General features: G+C 54.9%; 16 protein-coding genes. 11 read left to right on the top strand and 5 right to left on the bottom strand.

Annotation, left to right across the window (positions count from 1 at the left end; genetic code table 11):
• Nucleotides 1–33 precede the first annotated feature (33 nt).
• Nucleotides 34–1,893 (top strand): methyl-accepting chemotaxis protein, encoded by a 1,860-nt coding sequence (locus tag DTL42_RS15540; RefSeq protein ID WP_158545405.1) that lies wholly within the window; start codon nucleotides 34–36, stop codon nucleotides 1,891–1,893.
• Nucleotides 1,894–1,983: 90 nt separating this feature from the next.
• Here the strand turns inward: DTL42_RS15540 and treZ are convergent, their stop codons facing one another.
• Complete coding sequence (treZ, locus tag DTL42_RS15535; protein WP_158545404.1) at nucleotides 1,984–3,783, bottom strand: malto-oligosyltrehalose trehalohydrolase; 1,800 nt, start codon at nucleotides 3,781–3,783, stop codon at nucleotides 1,984–1,986.
• Nucleotides 3,784–3,982: 199 nt separating this feature from the next.
• On the opposite strand from treZ, the gene DTL42_RS15530 reads away from it, so the two are divergent.
• Genes DTL42_RS15530 through DTL42_RS15520 form a run of 3 tightly spaced genes read left to right on the top strand, consistent with a single transcriptional unit; the run spans nucleotide 3,983 to nucleotide 8,721 of the window.
• The gene (locus tag DTL42_RS15530; RefSeq protein ID WP_114369645.1) at nucleotides 3,983–5,713 is read left to right on the top strand and encodes an arylsulfatase; all 1,731 of its coding nucleotides are present in this window, start codon (nucleotides 3,983–3,985) and stop codon (nucleotides 5,711–5,713) included.
• A gap of 17 nt (nucleotides 5,714–5,730) precedes the next feature.
• Complete coding sequence (locus tag DTL42_RS15525) at nucleotides 5,731–7,353, top strand: arylsulfatase (protein WP_114369644.1); 1,623 nt, start codon at nucleotides 5,731–5,733, stop codon at nucleotides 7,351–7,353.
• Between the two features lie 24 nt (nucleotides 7,354–7,377).
• Nucleotides 7,378–8,721 carry a sulfatase family protein gene (locus DTL42_RS15520; RefSeq protein WP_114369643.1) on the top strand — a complete coding sequence of 448 codons (1,344 nt, stop codon included), beginning with the start codon at nucleotides 7,378–7,380 and terminating at the stop codon, nucleotides 8,719–8,721.
• A gap of 58 nt (nucleotides 8,722–8,779) precedes the next feature.
• Here the strand turns inward: DTL42_RS15520 and DTL42_RS15515 are convergent, their stop codons facing one another.
• The 3 genes from DTL42_RS15515 to DTL42_RS15505 form a co-directional block, all read right to left on the bottom strand.
• Entirely contained in the window at nucleotides 8,780–10,063 is a 1,284-nt protein-coding gene (locus DTL42_RS15515) for a tetratricopeptide repeat protein (protein ID WP_114369642.1), read from the bottom strand.
• 10 nt (nucleotides 10,064–10,073) lie between these two features.
• Nucleotides 10,074–11,420: an ATP-binding protein gene (locus DTL42_RS15510; RefSeq protein ID WP_114369641.1), complete on the bottom strand. Its 1,347-nt coding sequence runs from the start codon at nucleotides 11,418–11,420 to the stop codon at nucleotides 10,074–10,076.
• Between the two features lie 148 nt (nucleotides 11,421–11,568).
• On the bottom strand, nucleotides 11,569–13,128 hold the full coding sequence (locus DTL42_RS15505; RefSeq protein WP_234824230.1) for a hypothetical protein: 1,560 nt from the start codon (nucleotides 13,126–13,128) through the stop codon (nucleotides 11,569–11,571).
• 1,100 nt (nucleotides 13,129–14,228) lie between these two features.
• Between DTL42_RS15505 and DTL42_RS15500 the strand changes: the two genes are divergently transcribed.
• Together DTL42_RS15500 and DTL42_RS15495 are read left to right on the top strand one after the other, a co-directional pair.
• The gene (locus DTL42_RS15500) at nucleotides 14,229–15,272 is read left to right on the top strand and encodes a DUF1559 domain-containing protein (protein WP_114369640.1); all 1,044 of its coding nucleotides are present in this window, start codon (nucleotides 14,229–14,231) and stop codon (nucleotides 15,270–15,272) included.
• 92 nt (nucleotides 15,273–15,364) lie between these two features.
• Nucleotides 15,365–15,811 carry a carboxypeptidase-like regulatory domain-containing protein gene (locus DTL42_RS15495; protein WP_114369639.1) on the top strand — a complete coding sequence of 149 codons (447 nt, stop codon included), beginning with the start codon at nucleotides 15,365–15,367 and terminating at the stop codon, nucleotides 15,809–15,811.
• Nucleotides 15,812–15,921: 110 nt separating this feature from the next.
• Here DTL42_RS15495 and DTL42_RS15490 read toward each other — a convergent pair whose 3' ends face one another.
• A complete protein-coding gene (locus DTL42_RS15490; RefSeq protein ID WP_114369638.1) occupies nucleotides 15,922–17,433 on the bottom strand; it encodes an aldehyde dehydrogenase family protein in 1,512 nt (503 codons plus the stop codon).
• A gap of 287 nt (nucleotides 17,434–17,720) precedes the next feature.
• Between DTL42_RS15490 and DTL42_RS15485 the strand changes: the two genes are divergently transcribed.
• The 5 genes from DTL42_RS15485 to DTL42_RS15465 all read left to right on the top strand — a co-directional run bounded on the left by DTL42_RS15485 (nucleotide 17,721) and on the right by DTL42_RS15465 (nucleotide 21,691).
• The gene (locus DTL42_RS15485) at nucleotides 17,721–18,533 is read left to right on the top strand and encodes a hypothetical protein (RefSeq protein ID WP_114369637.1); all 813 of its coding nucleotides are present in this window, start codon (nucleotides 17,721–17,723) and stop codon (nucleotides 18,531–18,533) included.
• Nucleotides 18,534–18,654: 121 nt separating this feature from the next.
• The gene (locus DTL42_RS15480) at nucleotides 18,655–18,987 is read left to right on the top strand and encodes a sulfatase-like hydrolase/transferase (protein WP_234824229.1); all 333 of its coding nucleotides are present in this window, start codon (nucleotides 18,655–18,657) and stop codon (nucleotides 18,985–18,987) included.
• A 272-nt stretch (nucleotides 18,988–19,259) separates the two neighbouring features.
• Nucleotides 19,260–19,580: an ArsR/SmtB family transcription factor gene (locus tag DTL42_RS15475; protein WP_114369635.1), complete on the top strand. Its 321-nt coding sequence runs from the start codon at nucleotides 19,260–19,262 to the stop codon at nucleotides 19,578–19,580.
• A gap of 64 nt (nucleotides 19,581–19,644) precedes the next feature.
• A complete protein-coding gene (locus DTL42_RS15470; protein ID WP_114369634.1) occupies nucleotides 19,645–20,202 on the top strand; it encodes a rhodanese-like domain-containing protein in 558 nt (185 codons plus the stop codon).
• Nucleotides 20,203–20,296: 94 nt separating this feature from the next.
• Entirely contained in the window at nucleotides 20,297–21,691 is a 1,395-nt protein-coding gene (locus DTL42_RS15465; RefSeq protein WP_114369633.1) for an MBL fold metallo-hydrolase, read from the top strand.
• Nucleotides 21,692–21,704: the final 13 nt, after the last annotated feature.

The following is a 21,704-nucleotide window of genomic DNA, read 5'->3' as shown; positions in this document are numbered from 1 at the left end:
AATCTTAGGCACGTCTGGGGCAGGAGAACTCGCATGCTTACCACGAAGGGCAAGATCAGTGGCTTGGTGGCTATTGGTTGCTTATCGCTCGTTCTGTTGATTTCGATTGGTTGGTACACCCTCTCCGAGCAGGTGGCTAGCCTGAATGAAATCGTCGATGACAACTTTCTCGTCCTCATCGACGAACAAATTACGCCCCTGTTGCAAGACGAGATTTTGCCGTTCCTCAACGACGATCTTGTGCGCACCCAGCAAATGCAAGGGAGCATCTTGTTAATGCTAGATGCGGATCGCGACGCCTACCAGGTTTTGGTCGCCGAAATGGAAGCCCGCAGCTTGGCCTTAACCGGTACGTCCACCCCAGAGAGATATGAACAGCTTGTTGCCTCGCACGAGGAAAACCTCTCGCAAGTCGACCGTCGGGTGAACGAATCGAAAACGGGCATCTTCAGCGACGAGGCCATGGGCCACCTGAACGATTCATTGAACCGTTTCGAATCGTGGAAAGCGATCACACGAAATATCGTCGCTTTGGCAGCACCAGGCAAAGATGTCGATCCCGAGCAACTCAATAGCCTATCGCAGGAAGCTCTCGTCGAGTTCGAATCGTTCCGGGCTCCTTTAGATGAAGCAAAAGAGCGTCTCGAACTCGATATCGTCTCGGCCTTGGCAGAAATCAATCGTAAAAAAGAGCTCATCAACGAAAGTGAGCAGAAAGCCAGCGCAAGTCGCGAGTCGGTCGTCGCTACGGCAAATGAAGTTCGGGGAAATGCCCGACGTTCGGTGAGCAGCTTCTTAATCATAGGTGCCATTGCGATCTCGCTAACGGTGATCTTAGGTACGATTATCTCGCGCTCGATCATTGCTCCTTTGAACCAAACTATTCGCATGCTGGATGGCATCGCGGCCAGTGGTGGCGATCTGACTCAACGACTGACCATGAACCGACGTGACGAGTTCGGACGCTTAGCGAAATCGTTCAATCATTTCGTCGAGAAAATCCAAGGTGTGGTGAGCCGAATTGCTCAAGACTCAGAGATCTTGGTGCAATCCTCTACGGAACTGGATGACACTTCGCACAGCTTAACCAAGGGTGCCGAGGAAGCCTCGCTCCGCAGTTCGTCCGTGGCCGCCGCTGCGGAAGAGATGACGGTTTCGATCTCGAACATTCAGCAAACCACCCACGACATGAACAACAGCTTCGATCTGGTTTCGCACGCGGTCGACGAAATGTCGCGAAGCATCTCCGAGATTGCCAACAATACCGAGCAATCCTCGACAATCGCGAGTGCCGCCTCGACCACAGTGAGTGCCAGCCACGAGAAGATGGAACTGCTCAGCCAGGCCGCAGCCGAGATCGGACGTGTGACCGAAGTGATTCAAGATATCGCCGAGCAGACGAACTTGCTGGCTTTGAATGCGACCATCGAAGCCTCGCGAGCCGGGGAAGCAGGTCGCGGTTTTGCCGTGGTGGCGACCGAAGTCAAAGCCCTCGCTCGCCAGACCGCCGAAGCCACCGACGATATCCGTTCGCGGATTGCTGGCATCCAATCTTCGGCCAGTACCGCCGTCGAAACAATTTCCGATGTCGACAATGTTGTCAAACAGGTTCAGCAAATTTCGGTGACGATTGCTGCGGCTGTCGAAGAACAACGCACCGTCGCCCACAGCATCTCAGAGCAACTACAAAACGTTTCGCACGGGGTGAAGTCGGTGTCGCATAGCCTCGACCAATCGTCCGAAGCAAGTGCTGAAGTTAGCCGCAGCATCGCTCAGGTCGACGACGTTGCTAGTCGTACGCTTTCCGATGCGGGTCGAACCGGCACGATCGGCAATCGCATGACAAGCCTGGCAGCCCAGTTGAACGAAACGCTAAGTGAGTTCAGCTACTAGGGTCCACAACAGCTTGAATTGCCTTCGCAATTCCCCATGAACTTTTTAAGCCAGCCAAAGCCACCCGGTCTTTGGCTGGCTTTTTTCGTCTTACAAGCTCTCGAAGTGGACCTTCCCCTCGCCTACCAACACGGCATAGTCCCCCAGCGCAAAGCGACCATCCCCCAGCGTTTGGCATCCTTGCTGCAAGCAGACCTCGCCCTCAACCGAGACGACACCTTGCGTTGGTGTTTCTCCCATCGGATGCAAACGCACCACGGCGAAGCTGGCCTGGTCTTGTTTTTGGTAGGTCACCAATGCTGTTCGCCACAGCTGATCCCATGCCGCCGTTAAGTTCTCGCCATTGAACATGCCAGCGGCTTGCCAGCGTTTTCGCAGCCGGAGAAGCTCTTGGTACCAGCCCCATGTCTCTTGGTTGCCCTGTTCACGTGGTCCTATCTTCGACTTCCGAAATGCAGCCGGTGAAAGGCAGGACACAACCTGAGACCAATCGTGCTGCGGATGTTCGCGTCGGCGGCCATGTTCGACCGCCTCGCGCAGATGGGCATCGCCAAAGTCGGCAAAAAAGTAGAAGGGATGATCACTCGCGAACTCTTCCCCCATAAACAACATGGGAATCGCCGGTAGCGTTAGCATCAATGCGGCAGCGGCTCGCTGGGCTTCGTGGGAAGCAACCTGATGCAGGCGCAAGCCGTTGGGATGGTTACCTACGAAGTCGTGATTCTGAATCGAAAAGATCAGCGAATGCCAATCGGCAGGCGTACGATCTTCTTCGAGCGGAATTCGCCGACGCTTCTCCTTGATGGTTCCGCGAAACACGTAGCCACGGCGAAGCGTCGTATCGATGTCTTCCCCGGCCAGGTATCGCCGATCCGACATGTGCTGCTCTGGACGAATCTCTGCCGCAACCGCATGTAAGAAATCATCACACCAGATCGCATCGAAGCCGAAGCCATCCGCCTCTAGCGGCGTTAACAGCTGCGCATCGTAGATATTGCTTTCGGCGATCAAATGCAACTCGCGTCCGAGCTTCTCTTGCATCTCCGCAAAAGCGTCTCCGATTTCACCCACGATATGCCGAGGCGAGTGATCGACAATGCAATGCGTCGCATCGAGCCGCAAACCGTCGAAGTGGAAGTCTTCGATCCAGTACGTGGCATTGGCCACAATGTAGTCGCGCATCATCGCGTTTCCCTCACCATCCAAGTTAGGGGCGTCTCCCCAAACCGTTTGGTGCTGCGACGAGACATAGCCACCGAAAGGATGCAGGTAGTTCCCTTCCGCGCCAAAATGGTTGTAGACCACGTCCAGAAGCACCGCCAAGCCCTTTTGATGAGCAGTATCGATCAGTTGGCGAAGCTCGTCCGGCGATCCAAAGGCATGGTGTGGGGCAAAGAAATCGGTGCCGTCATAGCCCCAATTCCAACGCCCGGCAGACTGAGCGACCGGCATTAGTTCAATCGCCGTCACCCCTAATTCGACCAGTTCGTCCAAACGCTCGATCGCGGCGAGATAGGTTCCTGCTTGCGAGAACGTTCCCACATGCAGTTCGTACACCACCAGAGCTTCTTTTGCGATCCCTTGCCACGTCGCATCTCCCCATACGTAGCTCCTCGGATCGATCAACTCGGACGGACGATGAACGCCTTCCGGTTGAAAGCGACTGGCCGGGTCGGGTCTTGGGTTGCCATCCGGCACGCGAAACCAATACCGCGTACCAACCGGCACGTTTGTGCGAACGGTAAACACGCCCGGCTCTGGCTGGCTCATCGGAAGCTCTTGCGCATGTTCCCCTTCGATCTGCAGCGTCAAACGAGCGCACGCCGGAGCATGCACCGTGAAGTCGACCGATCCATCATCTTGAAATTGGGGGCCAAAAGTACGTGGCATCGAGCTTTCCTGCGAAGTTAAAAAAGGAACCAACTCATCACAAACAGCAAACATTCTAAATTGGCGTGCCGATTATTTCGCGCGGCCAACAAATTGGCAATGCAGTAGCCACTCTCAGGGGGTTGCCGTTCGTTTTTCTCAAACGGTTCAGCTACAATCAAGCATCTGCATGCCAAACTCCTCATCCGTGAGACTGCCAATGCCCCCCACCTTTTCTTACGCCACCTCTTGGGCGGTTGCCCTGCTGCTGTCCATCGGTACGGCAACGCTTCATGCCCAGGACAAACCACAGCCGAACATCATTGTCATCCTAGCCGACGACATGGGTTATTCCGATATCGGTTGTTATGGTTCTGAAATCAAGACACCTACGCTCGACTCACTAGCCGAGTCTGGTCTGAAGTTCACTCAGTTCTATAACACGGCCCGCTGCTGTCCTACGAGGGCCTCGCTGCTGACTGGATTATACCCGCATCAAGCAGGCATTGGTCACATGGTCACCGGCAACTACGATCCCAACCAGTTTCCTGGCTACCACCAAGACCTAAACGATCGCTGTCAAACGATTGCCGAGGTTTTAAAGCCGGCAGGCTATTCGACCTACATGACCGGCAAATGGCACGTTTGCCATAACATTCATCCCGACGGTACCAAACACAACTGGCCACTTCAGCGCGGGTTCGATCACTTCTACGGCACGATCACCGGCGCCGGCAGCTTTTACGATCCCGCCGCCCTGTGTCGCGGCAACACGCTGATAACTCCAGTAAACGATCCGGAGTACCAGCCGGAGTCGTACTACTATACCGATGCGATCGGGGACAATGCCGTTCGTTTTCTGCAGCAGCACGAAGAGGGCACGAACGAGAAGCCGTTCTTTTTATACGTCGCATTCACGGCGGCCCATTGGCCCATGCACGCGTTGCCAGAAGATATCGCCAAGTACGAAGACCTTTACAAGCGTGGCTACGGCGAGATCCGCAAGGCCCGCTTTGCGCGGCTGAAGGAACTTGGCCTGATTGATCCCCAGTGGGAGATGGCCGCCCGAGCTGGCACCTGGAAAAAGATCGAGCACAAACCTTGGGAAATTCGCTGCATGGCCGTTTACGCCGCCATGATCGATCGGATGGATCAAAACATCGCCAAGATCACCAAGCAGCTGCAAGCCTCTGGCGAACTCGACAACACGCTTATTTTCTACATGCAAGACAACGGTGGTTGTGCCGAAGGAGTCGGCCGCGCCAGCGACAAGAGTTTGCCAGCCCCACGTCAGCCGATGGGCCCCGACGACCTTCAATTGGCCGTGATTCCGGCCTTCGCCCGCGACGGAAAGCCGATTCGCCATGGTCCGGAAAACATGCCCGGCGATTATGATACTTACATTGCCTATGGCCGCAATTGGGCCAACGTCTCGAACACTCCTTTCCGCGAATACAAGCACTGGGTCCACGAAGGAGGCATTTCGACACCCCTAATCGTGCATTGGCCAGCAGGGATTGCTGCGGAACAAAACGGCAAGCTGGTTACCACCCCGAGCCACTTAATCGACATCATGGCGACCTGCGTTGATGTGGCTGGAGCCGACTATCCGCAGCAAGCAGGCGGCCAACCAATGACGCCCTTGCAAGGAATCAGCCTGGCCCCGGCTTTCAGCGGTAACGAACCCCAGCGTAAGACACCAATCTTCTGGGAACACGAAGCCAACAGTGCCGTCCGCGACGGCAAGTGGAAGATCGTTCGCTACGGCAAAATGGGCACCGGCGAAACTCAACCGTGGGAATTGCACGACATGGAAGCCGACCGGACGGAACAACACGACCTAGCCAACGAACATCCTGAAATCGTGGAAAAGATGGCCGCCCAGTGGGATCAATGGGCCCACGAGGCTAACGTTCTTCCTTGGCCTTGGGGCGTTCAGAAAAAGAAATAATTGGAACACTCTCCCTCATGCAAAAGTTACGACATAGCTCATTAGCAATCGCGTTCTCGCTGCTGTTCTCCCTGGCAGTCCAAGCGGCCGAACGCCCTAACATCGTCGTCATCATGGTCGATGACTTGGGGTTCTCCGATCTGGGCTGCTTCGGTGGCGAGATTAACACCCCTAACATCGATTCCCTGGCCAGCGGAGGCTTGCGGTTCACCTCGTTTTACAATTGTGCCCGTTGTTGCCCGACCCGTGCTGCGTTACTGACTGGCCTTTATCCTCACCAAGTCGGCCTCATGCGAAACGGCAACTCGCTGACGCGCAACGGGGTGACGATTGCTGAAGCTCTGGGCGCGGCCGGTTATCAAACGGCCATGTCAGGCAAGTGGCATCTTAGCCGCACTCAAGCGTTGCCGGACCACCAAAAGCAGCTTGATTGGTTGAATCATCAATCGCAGCCCGATCGAACGTTCTCGCCAGTTGATTCCTACCCGATCAATCGTGGCTTCCAACGTCATTTCGGCCCGATTTGGGGTGTGGTTAATTACTTCGATCCCTTCTCGCTTGTCGACGGCGAAACCCCTGTCGACGAGGTGCCGGACGATTTCTACATGACCGATGCCATCACGCAGAAGTCGGTCGAGTACATTCGCGAGATGTCCAAGAGCGAAGCTCCCTTCTTCTTATACGTTGCCCACACCGCCCCGCATTGGCCCCTGCATGCCAAGCCCGAGGACATCGCCAAGTACAAAGAGACCTACCGTGATGGCTGGCACAAGCTACGGAACGATCGTTATCAACGCCAGGTCGAGATGGGGCTGATCGATCCGAACACTTACCCTAAGCCAGAACTGCAAGGGCAAGGAGACGACTGGGGCGCATTGGACGAAGCGACACGCAAGCACATGAGCCAACTGATGTCGGTCCATGCCGCGATGGTCGATTGCGTCGATCAGGGGGTCGGTCAGATTATCGATACTCTGAAGGAAACCGGCGAGCTTGAGAATACGCTGATCCTTGTTCTCGCCGACAACGGTGCTTCACCCGAGCGGTATCTGCAGCCAGGCTTCGATCGCCCCAACGAGACGCGTGCAGGCAAGCCGATTCAATACGAGGGACTTTTCACCCCTGGCAGCGAAACGACATGGGGCTATATCGGTTCGTACTGGGCCAGTGCCGGCAACACACCGTTTCGCTACTGGAAGGCGCAATCGTTTGAAGGGGGCGCCCACACGCCGATGATCGCTCATTGGCCAGCCGGTCTGAAGACGAAGCCCGGCAGTACCACCGATCAACCTGGCCACGTGATCGATGTCCTTCCCACCTTCCTCGAACTGGCCGCTGCCGAGTACCCGCAGACATTCAAGCAAAACAAAATCACGCCAGTCGAAGGGCTTTCGTTGGCGCCAATTTTATCGGGCCAACAGCGAGCAGGGCACCCTGCCCTCTTCTTCGAGCATGAAGGAGGCAAGGCCATGATCGCCGATGGCTGGAAGCTTGTGCAGCCCAAGCAGAACGGCCAATGGGAACTTTACCACTTGGCCCAAGATCGAACGGAAACCAACAACCTGGCTGCCACCGAGCCTGAGCGTCTGGCCCAAATGAAACGCCAATGGCAAGCATGGTTCAACCGCGTCAAACCGTAACCCTCAGTTAGGGAAATTCCCCCTATGCGTATCGCTTTCGCATTTTTTGCGTTGTTGCTTCTGGCCACGTCGACTTCCGCGGCAGAGTTGCCCAACATTGTCGTCTTTCTTTCGGATGACCATACCGTAACCGACTCGTCATTGTATGGCTCAACCGATCTGAAAACGCCCAACATGGAACGGATCGCTCAAGATGGCCTTACGTTCGATCGGGCTTTCGTTGCCTCTCCTTCCTGTGCCCCTAGCCGGGCCGCCTTGCTGACCGGGCTGATGCCTTCCCGCAACGGCGCCGAGCCGAACCACTCGCGGCCCCGCAAAGAGATCAAGAAGCTGCCGGCTTACTTCCAAGACCTGGGCTACGAAGTGGTTTCGTTTGGCAAAGTCGGGCACTACGCTCAGACGCCAGAGTACGGTTTCGACATCGCTCGTCACTTCAAATATCACGAGGACGTAGCCGTACCAGAAGCACTCAAGTGGCTGGAGGCTCGCGACAGCAAGCAACCGCTGGTGCTATTCGTCGGTACCAACTGGCCGCATGTCCCGTGGCCCAAAGCGGAAGATATCGACCCCAAGTCGATCAAGATCCCAGCCACCCACGTTCACACGCCCAAAACCCGGGCAGCCCGAGCCAAGTATTACCAAGCCGTGAAAACGATGGACCGCGAACTCGGGGAAGTGTACGACCTCGCTTATCAAAAGCTGGGACCGAACACGCTCTTTCTGCACACCAGCGACCATGGTGCCCAGTGGCCTTTTGGCAAATGGACCTTGTATGACGACGGTATCCGCACGCCGATGATCGCCGTTTGGCCTGGCAAGATTCAGCCTGGGCAGCGAACCGACGCCATGGTCAGCTGGGTCGATATCTTACCAACGCTGTACGCCGCCACGGGACAGACCCCACCGGAAGACCTCGACGGGCGTTCCTTCCTGCCGGTACTGCTGGGGGAAACGAAGCAGCATCGCAACGAGATTTTCACCGTGCATAGCGGCGACGGTAACAACAACGTTTACCCAACCCGTAGCGTGCGGACAGGCCGTTGGAAGTACATCCGTAACCTGCACCCTGAGTACAAGTTTCTCTCGCACGTGACCAACGTGAAGAAGGAAGACGCCTACTGGCCAAGCTGGGAACACAAGGCCCAAACCGCGAAGGAAGCGGCCCGTAAGGTAAAACGCTATCAGGAACGCCCTGCCGAGGAACTGTACGACCTAGAGGCCGATCCCAGCGAACAAACCAACCTGGCCGCCGATCCGCAGCATGCCGAAACGCTGAACCAACTGCGTGGCCAGCTTGATGCTTGGATGAAGGAACAAGGGGACCAGCAAAAGGTCTACGGCGATCCAACTTTGCTTACCACACCGTAAGCAAACGAGAACACAGCTAGGGCGGGTCGGAAACGATGCTCTCGCATGATGAACCGCTCTAGCTTAGATTCTCCTTGATAATCCGTGGCAAACTGAGCGAAACCAGGCAAGCCACAACATAAATAAACCACAGCCCGATAAGTGAATTACGGTTGGTTTGGTCCGTGGTCCACAGCGAGAAGACCAGCAAGCAGCTTCCGACCGCGGCCAGCGCTGCCACCGTCAAAAACATCACCGGCCGCATCTTTTCAGGGGCGATCTGCCACGTGCTGAAAATGGGGAAATACAGATAGGCCCCAAATACAACAACGACCAGGATGGGCACACTTTTAATAGCGATCCCCACGATCCCCAAGCCGGCAATTCCCAGCAGCATGAAGCTTAACAGCATGCTGCCGTAGAAATCCCATCTCGACATCGCATTGCGCCCAAGCGAGGTACAAGCGATTTGAAAGGTCGCCAAAGGATCGACCGCGAATCGCGTGAGCAAGAGTATTAGAACAGCGACCGCCAAAGGGACGAGGCAGGCGATGGCATATCCGTTTCCACGCGACAAGCCTGCGATGCATAAGAAGCCTAATATAATCAGCAAACGCCACGGGATGATCTCGATCCAGCCAGCCAAAGTGGCGTGCCATCGCACAATGGGGGAAGTTTCGATTTTGACAATGACCAGCAACTCCTTTGCCACCTCGGAAGTCGGGTCGAGACGCAAGGCCTCGCGAAAGTGGCGTTCTGCTGGTTCATAGTCGAGTTGCTTAAGTCGCGACGTGCCCATCACCAAATGCGTCGAAGCATTGTTCGGATCGTTTCGAAAAGCCTGTCGCAGCGAAAGCTCCGATTCCCAATCTTCATCGAGTTGCTGCGTGGCGATCGCCATGACCCGGTGCGCATCACTGCAATCAGGCTCTAACGAGATTGCCTTCTTGGCACAGCGAGCCGCTTTCCGGAACTCTCCGAGTTGGATATAGACCGAAGCCAGCAACGTGTAGGCATCGGCAAAATTAGGCTCGATCCGAATGGCTTCTTTAACGGCTGCTTTGGCCAGCTTTTCTTGGTTCGCCTTGTGATAGATCCATCCCAAATTTTGAAACACCAGCGCATTGTCAGGTCCCAATGCAGCCGCTGTTTTGCCATGTTCGATTGCGTTATCGAATTCTCCTAGCTTGGCACAGCAGACACCCAGGCGACAATGAATTTCGGCGTTGTCTGGGTCTTCTCCTAAGGCCAATAGAAATTGCTTTCGCGCGTCATCAAACCGCAAGGCCGTCATCAACATCTCGGCTCGCTCGAGATAGAACAGACCACGAACCGCAGCCGACTGACCTAACTTTTCGTCCATCAGCTTGAACCTACCGCAACTTCAAGTAGGTGAGGATATCGTCATACAGCCCGCCTTCGTTCGAGTACAACGCATAGTTCTTCGCCGTCGCGAACCATTCTTTCGTGGTTGGCTTGTGCCGCTGAGCAGCCGCCAATAGGTCTTTCCCCGTAATCGGCACTGGGCGCCCCGTTTTGAGCGACTCGCTCAGCTTCGACTCTACCGCTAAGTCAACGACGGCCTTCATATCGGCACCAGAAAACTGATCGGTCTTCTTGGCCAGGAAGCTAAAGTCGATGTCTTTGGTCGGCTTGTTCTGACATAGCACCTGAAGAATTTGATCGCGAGAAGGTGCATCAGGCGGGGGCACGAAGATGACCCGATCGAATCGGCCTGGACGTCGAAATGCTGAATCGACATGCCAAGGAGCATTCGTCGCTGCCAAAATAAGGACGCCTTCGTTGGAATGCGTCGCCCCATCTAATTCGGCCAAAAACTGGTTGATTAACTGCCGCGCCGACCCGCCGTTCATATCGCTGCGGCGTCCTCCCAAGGCATCGACTTCATCAAAGAACAGCACACAGGGACTGTTCTGGCGAGCTACTTGAAACAGCTGGTGCAAGTTACGTTCGCTATTGCCCATCCACATATCAAGGACATCGTTAATCCCGACGTTGATGAATGTCGCGTCGATCTCTCCGGCAGTCGCCCGGGCCAGGTGCGTTTTGCCACAGCCAGGGGGCCCATACATCATGATCCCCCCGCCTACCGTTTTCCCGTACGCTTTATAGATCTCCGGGTTTTGAATCGGATAGATGATCTTCATGCGAATCTCTTCCTTGAGATCCTCCATCCCGCCGACGTCAGCAAACTTTACCCGGGGGCGTTCCACCGAAGAGCCAAACGCCGCAGCGGCAGGCTCAGCAGTTTGGCGAATACGTCCCTCGAACACTTCTTCCTCTTCAAACGCCGCACCGATTCCCAAGCGTTCGCTTAACGCTTCATCCTCTAGATCTGGATCGAGATCGATTGCCGTTTTGTAATGGAAGACGGCTGAAGAAGTCTCGCCTTCCGCCATGGCAATCCGTGCCGCCAGCATGTGCGACCTGCCGGAAGCGTTGCGAGACTGCACCACTTTTTCGATCACCACAGCTGCTTCGCTGATCTGTTTGTTTTGCAGAAAACAATCTGCCAAACGCACCCGCCAAGTCGCCGAGCGAGGCTCTTGGCGGACAAGCTGCTTGAAGTGCTTGATCGCTTCAGAAAAACGTCCCAAGCCGTACAGAGTGTCAGCCAGGTGACGCCGGAGAGGAACATTGTCAGGGCTATGCTGAAGCGCCTCTTCGAGCGCACGGATGGAATCTTCTGGAGATGTCATGACAATCGGTCACCTGAGACGCAGGGAAGCCAGCCTATTCGCGGAAAATCCCTATCATGACACAAGCAATTGGCCTTGCCTACTATTTCCTAAACGCGTTTTTCTGAAGGCTTTAGTTAACCGGCTTAGCGTGCAGACATTCATAAAATCATGCCAGCGCCGCTTGAATTCGTGGGACCAGGCCATTGTCGGCTCGTTGCGAGTCCCTTAGGAGGAAAATATTTGAGGCTAGGTAGGTGTTGCGCCACTGGGGCGAGACATGGTAGTAATCTTCCAAGATCGCCGAGCTGAATTTGTAGTCGTGGGCGTTCGTCCCTTTGCGGAAGATCAGCACTCGTGCGGCATCGATTAACTGCTTGGCTTTGGCGGCGTGGTTTTCTTCGTCTTGCAGATACCCTAGCGTCATCTGGGCGGCGGAAGTTGGGTCGCTGCCAAGCTGCGCGAAGATATCTTCCACGGCCTGAGCGGTATCTCCTTCAGGTGAGACTGCTGCGAGATCCGTAGCGAGAACTTGCTTGACCTTCCCCCGTCCCCCCATTCCTTGGCGGAACATTGGCAGAAACGCCGCATTCTGCAAAAGGAGCAACCGCCGCGTCTGGTCGTCGCCACAGGTTTCGTAAGCGTAACGCAATGCGTTGGTCGTGGTAACTGAATGCAGCGGAACGATCGCCGGCTGCTGCATGACCATCTCGCCCGACACCACGTGCATGGCGTCCCAAATCGCTTGCGGATGAGCACCACCATTGATCAACTGCACCGCCTGATCGCAGGCCTCGTCGTTCGATCCGGTTCGCAGTGTTTCGATCATGGTCAGCGTGGCCCCAGGATCGAGCTTGCCGGTCGTCCAATCGTCGCGTAGTTTCGCGGCGATTTCTTCATTCCGGCGAAAAGGACGATCTGCTTCGTCGTCCCGCTTGGCCGGGTTACTTCCTTCGTGCATCAGCAATGCATACGTCAAACTGCGCAGCACGGGCTCGGCATGTTGCCAGCCGATGCAGCCGAGCGTGCGATAACTGTTGGCGACATATATTGCCTTGTGCCCAATGCTGCGATAATCGCGCGAGCCATATTTAAAGAGCAGGCGATAAATCTCGTTCGCTCCGCCAGTTCGCGCGAGGCTGGCCGCAGCGATGTCTGCTTTTTCTTCGTCCCAGTTCTCCATCGCGTCGATGAACTGAGCCCTGGCTTTGGCGTGCGGCAAGATCTTGCTGTCGTCCATGGCCGACATCGTCCAGTCGCCCCGCTCCTCGACGTCGCGCTGGGCGGCGGACTTGTAATGATCGAGCGCCCAGAAGATGGGTAACCAGCGATGTTCGTCTGGCGAAGAGATGCTGGCCAAGTGAGCCGAGTTGACCACCAAGACCGCATGAAACTTGTGCCCCACCGAAGGACGCGGCTCGACATTCTTCACGCCCACCAACAAAAGGGCTGCTAGTACTTCTCGGTAGCTGGTCCCTTTCTTAATTCGCCCGGCAACCGCTTCCATCAACTGATCGCGTGGGGTCTCTTCGATTAGTCGAACCAGGGGCTCGATGCCGGAGTCTAGCCGCACGACATTCGGATCCAACTTCGCCTCTTCCGCCGAGACAGGCCGCAATTGCGAAAGGAGCCCCAGGCCTCCCATGCCGAGCAGCGTTCCTGCAATCGCACCTGATTGCAACATCTGTCGGCGGGTCGGTCCAGGTCGAAAAGAGTTCGGGCGTGGCATGACAACGGCTCCTTCGTTGGGGCTGAGAATTTTCGCGCATCCTCCTTTGTAATGGTTGGGAGGGGAAGTTTGAAGTTTTTAGTGCTCAGTTTTCAGCGGGAGATGGAGTGACGGGCATTCGTTTGGTTTCATACTCAAAACTCTCTGGCCCCGTTCTAACTATGAATCCGGGCGTCCCCAAACACAATCTAACCAACTACCAAACAAGGCTTTACCGCGATTCCTTAACCCGCGACTGTCACTTAACCAGTTTCATACTCAAAACCCCAACAAGGCCAATCCGTTGCTTCTGGTTTCCTACTCACAACTCTTAGAAAGACAACATCTAGCGGCAAAAACGTCTCGTGTCGGTTTCATACTCAAAACTCTGGATCCTGCTCATTTCAGCGTTCCGTTTCATACTCAAAACAATCGACGCTATGCTTTCCGGTTTCTAAGTTCATACTCAAAACTCTGCGAACATGAATGGCATGTCGCTGCGCTATTTCCTGACCGCGCATGCCAAAGACCCAGGCAGGTCTGCCTGGGTCCATCGCCAAAGATAGCGAGCAAGTGTTCACGTAGCAAGAAAAAGTCGAAACGCGATTCAATGCATTTTATTGCTGCCAACTCGCGGAATCTAAACTTGCTCAAACCTTCTATTGAAGAGCCGTTTAAATTTTCGACTGAGATACGAAGGGCTACCACAGCCGGCGACAATCGCGGTCTCGCGCGCCTGATCGAGGCAAATGCGTTTGAGATACTGCCAAGAGCAAGTTTCCTAACACAGCCTAAAGGGGGGAGCAAGTCTCGCTCGTATTCGCAAAAGCTATTTCAACCAGATCTCCGCTGTTTGTTATTGACATCTGCAAACTCGCTTAATTTTCTCAGGACTTATCTTTATCCACTCCTAGGATTCTATCGATCCCCTTAATCAATTAGCTGCGTAAAACTTTCGCCCACAAACAGTTTGACAATAAAATCGTTACGCAATATTATTATTTCTATATTAACAGTAGTAATTGGTGGCACAGCACCACCAGGCCACCCATTTACAGGGCTTTACCCTGCTCTTTTGAGCTACTTGTTATTTCATCCTCCCTTCCTAAGGAATCCCACTCATGTATTTGTCTCCCGCACCCCCACTGCGGAGGACTAAGGGTTTTACGCTTGTAGAGCTTTTAGTTGTCATCGCGATCATTGGCGTCCTCATTGCCCTTTTGCTTCCGGCCGTACAACAGGCTCGTGAAGCAGCACGTCGAATGCAGTGCAGCAACAATCTCAAGCAACTCGGCTTGGCCCTGCACAACCACCACGATACGTTCGGGTACGTCCCACCACTAAGAACCCTTGGGGGTGGTCACCACGATCGTCATACTGGTTTCATCAAAATCCTGCCGTTTGTCGAACAGAACAACACCTACGAACAGATCCAAACCGACTTGGCTGCTGAGCCTTGGGGGGCACGAACCTTTTGGCAGCAGTTTTCGTTTGATGGTTTTAAGTGTCCTTCATCGGTTCCCCCAGCCAGTTTCAACAACGACCAACAGGCCTGGCGGAACTATCACATGTGCCTCGGTGATCAGCCAAACGACCGTGACGGCGACATGGAAACAACCCGTGGTATATTCCAGAAGGGTAAGCTCAACACCAACGGAAATCTCCAGAACAAGCTGAACTTCGCCTCTATCACCGACGGTTTATCGAACACGATCGCTTATTCCGAACGGATTGCAATGGCGTCCAATGGCCATCCGAATCAAGGCGCATTCGCTCAGGTGACTCTTGATGCCAGCAGTTCGCCTTCCGATTGTACGGCCATTCTCAATGGAACTTGGGCAGGGCAAGTCGAAGACTCTCGTTGGAATGACGGTCGTTCGCCTTATTCTGGTTTCTTCACCACAACTCCGCCGAACAGTGTTAGCTGCACAGGAGACGGCAGCGGCGGTAACATTCACGATGGTAGTTGGGCCTTGCCAGGTGCGAGCAGCCTGCACTCTGGTGGTGTTATGGTAAGCATGGGAGATGGTTCGGTTCGTTTCGTTTCCGAGACCGTCGATACCGGTAACCAGGGAACCAGCTTCAACTTCACCACTTCAATTTCTCCGTATGGCGTTTGGGGAGCGATGGGTAGTCGCAATGGCGGCGAACCAGTAAGCCAATAGTCGCGAAAGCCAAACCATTAAACAAACGTCCGGCCAAGACCTTGGTCGGACGTTTTTGTTAGATCTACTAAACTTACGGAAAGAAATATCGAATGAGCACTCGTATTCTCTGGGGCAATGCAGCCGTTGTTTGCCTGCTAATGACGGGATGCATCCAAAGCAATTCCAATCCATCGACATCTCCCGTCACCGGCAAGGTGATTCACCAAGGAAAAGCTGTTGAGGGAGCTACGATTCAGTTCCTTCCTAGCGATCCCAAAAACAAAGTCGCCAATGCCCAATCAGATGCAGAGGGCAAGTACGTGTTATCGACTTTCGAGACTGGCGACGGGGCGATGCCTGGAAAGTACAAAGTCACCGTGCGGAAGCTGGTTTCCGTGCAAGAAGGGGTTCAGAAAGACGGCGAAAATGCCGGCGAGCCTGCCTATGTGAACAAGGATATGCTTCCGAAAAAATACCGCTCGGCAGGCAGTACGACCCTAGAATATACCGTGACGGCCGATGGCGAAAACACGTTTGACATCGACTTGCCTAAGTAAGTGAAAACGACTTACCAGTGCGATGCGTGAATATGCTGTCGACATCGCAATGAGTCTTTCGTTCAGGGGCAATCTGTGATTGCCCCTGAATTTTTTCAGCGAAGCGTGGGCTATGCCAGTTGCACGGTGACCGCTTTGGTTTGTGTGTATAACTGGATTGCTTCGTGTCCCATTTCTCGGCCCCAGCCAGATTGCTTGTAGCCGCCGAAAGGCAGCGCGGCGTCGAAGACGTTGTAGCAGTTCACCCAGACGGTGCCAGCTTTTATCCGCTTGGCGATCCGGTGGGCTTTGCTGATGTCTTTGGACCAGACGGCAGCCGCCAGACCGTAGATGCTGTTATTGGCCGTGGCAACCACCTCTTCGATGTCGTCAAACGGAACCGCTGCGACAACAGGGCCGAAGATCTCTTCTTGAATCACCTTCATTTGCGGGTGAGTGTCGATCAAGACCGTCGGCTCAATGAAGTAGCCAGATCCTTCGTACTTCTTCCCGCCGACGACCGCCGTGGCCCCTTCGTGCAAGCCAGCGTCGAGGTAGCCACAGACGCGATCTTGTTGAATCTGTGAAACCATCGGGCCCATGCCAGACTCTGGGTGCATGCCAGGGCCTAGCCGGATCTTCTTAGCCTCTTCCGCCACCCCTTCCACCACTTGCTCGAACTGGCTGCGATGGACAAACAACCGCGAACCGGCACAGCAGCACTGGCCATGATTAAAGAAGATCGCGTTGGCCGCTCCGGCAATCGCCGACGGCAGATCGGCATCGGGCAAAATAATGTTGGGACTCTTGCCTCCCAATTCCAACGTGATCTTCTTCAAGTTCGTTTCGCCGGCCGCTTTGACGATCAACTTGCCCACTTCGGTCGAACCGGTGAACGCGATCTTGTCGACATCAGGATGCGCCGAAAGGGCCGCTCCTGCCGTTTCTCCAAAACCGGTGACAATATTCACGACGCCTGGCGGAAAGCCAGCCTCTTGAATCAAATGCCCTAAGCGTATCGCACTAAGCGGGGTTTCTTCCGCCACCTTCAAAACCACGGTACACCCGGTAGCTAAGGCTGGCCCCAGCTTCCACGCGGCCATCAACAAAGGGAAGTTCCAAGGAATGATCTGCCCCACCACGCCCACCGGCTCGCGCAAGGTGTAACTATGGAACTCGGCACCGGAAAGATAAGGAACCGAGATCGGAATCGTGGTTCCTTCGATCTTGGTAGCCCACCCGGCCATGTAGCGGAACAAGTCGATCGCCAGAGGAACATCGGCAGCTTGAGCCACCGCTTTCGGCTTGCCGTTGTCCAGCGATTCGATTTCGGCGAACTCTTCGATATGCTGATCCATCAAGTCGGCCAGCTTCCAAATTAGCTTGCCTCGCTCCGACGGAGTCATGTTGTGCCAGGGGCCGCTTTCAAATGCTCGTCGTGCGGCGGCGACGGCTTTATTGATATCTTCCTGGCCTCCTTCGGCCACCGAGGCAAGCACGCTGCCATCGGCTGGGTTGACCACTTCAAACGACTTGCCCATTGCTGCCGGTACCCAGTGCCCATCAATCAGCAACTTGTGTTCTTGGGCGAGAAACTTCTGTGTCTTGGCACTCGCGACTGGGGTTTCCGATGTCGATAGCATGGCATATCTCCTGGAATGATGAGGGTGCAGTTGAGGCGTTGCTTCATTTTCGCTGGCCGCAGGAAACAACCTTCAGCGGGGCCAGCCAGCGATGCTTGTGTTGTACGCGCTTCTCGCTTGTGATGAAAGCCAAGGAGACACTTCCCAGGCTGTTTTCTATTTTACGACTTAAGTGGCCGACCAAGAATCTTTTCTCTTTTTTAAGTTGCCACCACGAAGCCCTCCACGGTCTATCTCTCAGCAAAAAAACACACAAGCATTTGCCTGCCAAGCGAGGGAATCAGGCCATGGAAACATTGACACAATTGCAGCGTCGCTATAACGACCTGCGAAAAGAGGCAGTACGCTTGGCAGGCACAACGAAGGATCTTTCGCAACGAGCCGCCACGTATTATCACCTGTACGAAGACTCTGGCCGAAACCACATTTTCCCGCTGATCGCAGCCCATGGAGCGCTATGGGCGCGGGGCTATTTTGCCTTTGGGATGAAGCTGGGCAAGCTGCTTAGCTGGCAGTATGCTTTTTCACCTCAAAGAAGAACGCAGCAACTGGACGCTTTAGAAAACTTCGCCGAAGCGTTCCGCGAGGTGAACCGGCGGGTCTGTGTAGAAACCTACACCACGTATCACTTTACCAAGCAACATGGTAATCACCCGTTGGCCACTAAGCTGGTGCGTCCAGAACTACGAACGGCGCTCTGTCGTTTGCACGAGTCGAACCAGGCCGGGATCGAGCTCGACGATACTGCCAAACGCGAGATCTTTGAAGTCCACTTCCGCGACGAACAAGCCACCGTGGTTGATCCCAGTATCACCCAAGCGGTAGCCGATTTCAGGTGGCCGACGATGCGGTCGCTGGCGTTGATGCCTGCGGTTCGCTTTGCTTACTTCCCGCGTGGTCGGTGGCTTCAATTTTGGAAGTTCGATCGCCAAGTAGAACGTATCGCCCATGGTCTACAGGCGTTCGACATTGCCGCGGCCGCCGGTTGGCAGCATGTCGAACAGAAGCTCGCTCACTACCAAGTCTTGCCGACGACGTTCTTCGCGAACTCGCATGCTCATTTCGCTGGTCTGAGAAATGAGATCTTGGCTACCGCTTAAACGTGCGTTTGTCACAGAACTCTGTTATTCTGAACGCACCTACCTTAGAAAAGGCTGCGTTGTTAACCGAGCAACGGCGAACCACGACAACGTTAGAACTCGTGGAAAACGCCTGAACAACTTGGGCGGACGCCCGGCCAATGTGGTGTTGATTGTTTCGGACGATCAAGGATATCACGACTTAGGTTGCTTTGGGGCAAAAGATGTGCATACCCCGCACCTAGATCGCTTGGCCAGCGAAGGGACGCGACTAACGAGCTTTGACGTGGCCTGGAATGCCTGTACGCCGTCGCGGGCTTCGTTTCTAACCGGTCGCTATCCGCAGCGTAACGGTACCTACGACATGACTCGCAACGACCGTGTGGACGACGGTTATCTTTATCCACCAGAAGAGTACGTGTTGTCGCCGGGGCGAACTTGCCGTGCGAGTAGGCGACTGGAAGTGGCTCGATAGCAAACGAGGACACGGCCTATACTACTTGCCCGACGATCTTAGCGAAAAGAACGACCTATCCGCGCAGTATCCCGAAAAGGTCAAACAGCTGCAGAGTCGCTTCGCCAAGTGGTAGCAAGAAATGCAAGCCGCCGAGCCAAGAGGTCCTTTTCGGGATTACTAGCGGCAAGGTAGCTGTTTGCCTATTTCACGAAAAACGAGGCTTCTCGGGCAGATATTCTCCATTGACATATCGTAACCTTACGATATATTTGTATTAGGAGAGTGAAGCTATGACCGAGAAACCTCAAGTGAAACCGCCCCTCAACATGGAAGCCCTTGGCCAAGCGGCTGAGTGTTTGCGAACGTTGGCCCACCCGGTCCGCATCCGCATGGTGCAGCTGTTAATTGCTGGCCGCTTTACCGTGGGCGAAATTGCGGAGGATTGCGGCATTGCTGAAAACCTGGCCTCGGAACATTTGCGGTTAATGCAACGCTGCGGCTTTTTCACCAGCGAACGCGAAGGCCGACGGGTTTATTACCAGATTGCCGAGCCCCATCTGCACGATATTATGAACTGTATCGAAGGTCGCTTTCTCCATCAAACGGACTAAGCTGCCTTCCCTTTTTTTACCCAAACACATCGCCACCTCACGACATAACAAGAAGGATCAAGCCATGAGCGTCACAACGATTTCGCCCAAAGAATTGCATGAGCGACGTCAGCAGGGTCATTGCGACCTGATCGACGTTCGCACCCCGGCTGAATATGGAGAAGTTCACGCAACCGAGGCGGTCAATCTGCCGCTCGACCGGTTGTCACCAAAGGAAGTCATGGAATCTCGCAATGGATCGGCGGACCAGCCGCTGTATGTGATTTGCAAGTCTGGCAATCGAGCCGGTAAGGCTTGCGACAAGTTCATTGCCGCTGGCTACCAAAACGTTGTCAACGTCGAAGGGGGCACCGATGCCTGGGCCTCGGCAGGGCTGCCGGTCGAGCGTGGCAAGAAGGCGATCTCGCTAGAACGCCAAGTTCGGATCACCGCTGGCTTTTTAGTCCTGGTCGGTGCTTTGCTGGGAATGTTCGTCCATCCCTACTTCGCTGGCATCTCGGCGTTCGTCGGAGCTGGTTTGATGTTCGCCGGAATCACCGACACCTGCGGCATGGGCATGCTGCTGGCCAAGATGCCCTGGAACCAAGCCGGTGGCTGCTCGTCGGGCAGTTGTAAAGCGTAATCCCTCGCGGCAGAGCGAAAACACTTCGCCCTGCCGCCCGCTCCTTTGAAGTCATCGCCCCACATATCCCTCCGCTGCTCAAGGAATTCGAACGATGTATTTCCAACGCTATTACCTGGAATGCCTCTCCCACGCCTCTTACATGGTGGCGGACGAAGAAACCAAGATTGCTGCGGTCATCGATCCCCAGCGCGATATCGATATCTATCTTGAAGACGCCAAAGAACACGGCTTCGAGATTAAGCATGTCATCCTGACGCACTTCCATGCTGACTTCGTCGCCGGGCATATCGAACTCCGCAACCGTGTCGGAGCTCAGATTTATATCGGCAGCAAGGGGGAAGCGGAATTTGATCATGTCAAACTCTCCGACGACGATCGGGTGGAGTTGGGGGCTGTTTACCTCTCCACAATAGAAACGCCTGGACACACGCCGGAAGGGATCACGATGTTGGTCTACGATCCGAGCTACAGCAGCGACGAACCTTACGCCGCGCTGACTGGCGACACGCTTTTCATTGGCGACGTCGGTCGGCCTGACCTCTTGGCTTCGATTGGAGTGACGGCGGATGAGCTAGGCAACATGCTTTACGACTCGTTGCACGAGAAACTGCTGAAGCTGCCGGATGCCACACGAATTTACCCGGCCCACGGAGCAGGCTCGCTGTGCGGCAAAGCGCTGAGTAGTGAACCTTATTCAACGTTGGGCGAACAGCGAAAGTACAACTACGCGTTGCAACCGATGTCGCGGGAAGAGTTCCTTAAGATTGTTACCGCCGCCCAGCCTGATGCCCCGGACTACTTCGTCCACGATGCGATCATGAACCGCAAAAACCGTCCGAGCTTGGACGAAGCAATGCAGCATAGCATGCAGGCACTTTCCCTCGCTGAAGTGCTGGAAAAGCAAGCCGAAGGTGCCCAGGTAGTGGACACACGCGATCCGATTGAATTCGCCGGTGCCCACCTGAAGGATTCTTTGAATATTGGCATCGACGGCAAGTACGCGACCTGGGCAGGTACGATGCTCAACAAGACGGAACCGATTGTGGTGATCGCCGACGAAGAACGCGTGGAAGAATCGATCTTGCGTTTAGGCCGAATTGGCTTCGATCAGGTCGTAGGTTATTTGAAAGAGGGAATGGACGCCTTGAATGATCACCCCGAGTTGGTCGCCAGAACCTCGCGAATCACCGCTCCAGCCGTACAGGAACTGGACGGCAACGTGGTGGTTCTCGACATCCGCAACGGCAAGGAATACGACGACGGGCACATTGAAGGTAGCCTCAACATTCCGCTGAATCACTTGGCGGAACGCTTCGACGAGATTCCGCCAGCCGACCACTTGGTGGTGCATTGTGCCGGAGGGTATCGCTCTTCGATTGGGGCCAGTTTGCTCTTGAAGCTTGGCCGGCGAGATGTTCTCGATATGGTGGGGGGCTTCAAGGCCTGGGAGGCCTCTCACCTACCGGTCACTACGACGAGTGCGTAACTTTACTGCTACC

It is taken from the genome of Bremerella cremea (assembly GCF_003335505.1).
GTDB lineage: Bacteria > Planctomycetota > Planctomycetia > Pirellulales > Pirellulaceae > Bremerella > Bremerella cremea_A.
The sequence above is the reverse complement of the archived record's forward strand: the minus strand, read 5'-3'. Positions and strand labels throughout refer to the sequence as shown.

Bases quoted from the DNA above. Each gene is read 5' to 3' on its own strand.
- DTL42_RS15540 (WP_158545405.1), top strand. From the start codon at position 34: ATGCTTACCACGAAGGGCAAGATCAGTGGCTTGGTGGCTATTGGTTGC.
- treZ (WP_158545404.1), bottom strand. From the start codon at position 3,783: ATGCCACGTACTTTTGGCCCCCAATTTCAAGATGATGGATCGGTCGAC.
- DTL42_RS15530 (WP_114369645.1), top strand. From the start codon at position 3,983: ATGCCCCCCACCTTTTCTTACGCCACCTCTTGGGCGGTTGCCCTGCTG.
- DTL42_RS15525 (WP_114369644.1), top strand. From the start codon at position 5,731: ATGCAAAAGTTACGACATAGCTCATTAGCAATCGCGTTCTCGCTGCTG.
- DTL42_RS15520 (WP_114369643.1), top strand. From the start codon at position 7,378: ATGCGTATCGCTTTCGCATTTTTTGCGTTGTTGCTTCTGGCCACGTCG.
- DTL42_RS15515 (WP_114369642.1), bottom strand. From the start codon at position 10,063: ATGGACGAAAAGTTAGGTCAGTCGGCTGCGGTTCGTGGTCTGTTCTAT.
- DTL42_RS15510 (WP_114369641.1), bottom strand. From the start codon at position 11,420: ATGACATCTCCAGAAGATTCCATCCGTGCGCTCGAAGAGGCGCTTCAG.
- DTL42_RS15505 (WP_234824230.1), bottom strand. From the start codon at position 13,128: ATGCCACGCCCGAACTCTTTTCGACCTGGACCGACCCGCCGACAGATG.
- DTL42_RS15500 (WP_114369640.1), top strand. From the start codon at position 14,229: ATGTATTTGTCTCCCGCACCCCCACTGCGGAGGACTAAGGGTTTTACG.
- DTL42_RS15495 (WP_114369639.1), top strand. From the start codon at position 15,365: ATGAGCACTCGTATTCTCTGGGGCAATGCAGCCGTTGTTTGCCTGCTA.
- DTL42_RS15490 (WP_114369638.1), bottom strand. From the start codon at position 17,433: ATGCTATCGACATCGGAAACCCCAGTCGCGAGTGCCAAGACACAGAAG.
- DTL42_RS15485 (WP_114369637.1), top strand. From the start codon at position 17,721: ATGGAAACATTGACACAATTGCAGCGTCGCTATAACGACCTGCGAAAA.
- DTL42_RS15475 (WP_114369635.1), top strand. From the start codon at position 19,260: ATGACCGAGAAACCTCAAGTGAAACCGCCCCTCAACATGGAAGCCCTT.
- DTL42_RS15470 (WP_114369634.1), top strand. From the start codon at position 19,645: ATGAGCGTCACAACGATTTCGCCCAAAGAATTGCATGAGCGACGTCAG.
- DTL42_RS15465 (WP_114369633.1), top strand. From the start codon at position 20,297: ATGTATTTCCAACGCTATTACCTGGAATGCCTCTCCCACGCCTCTTAC.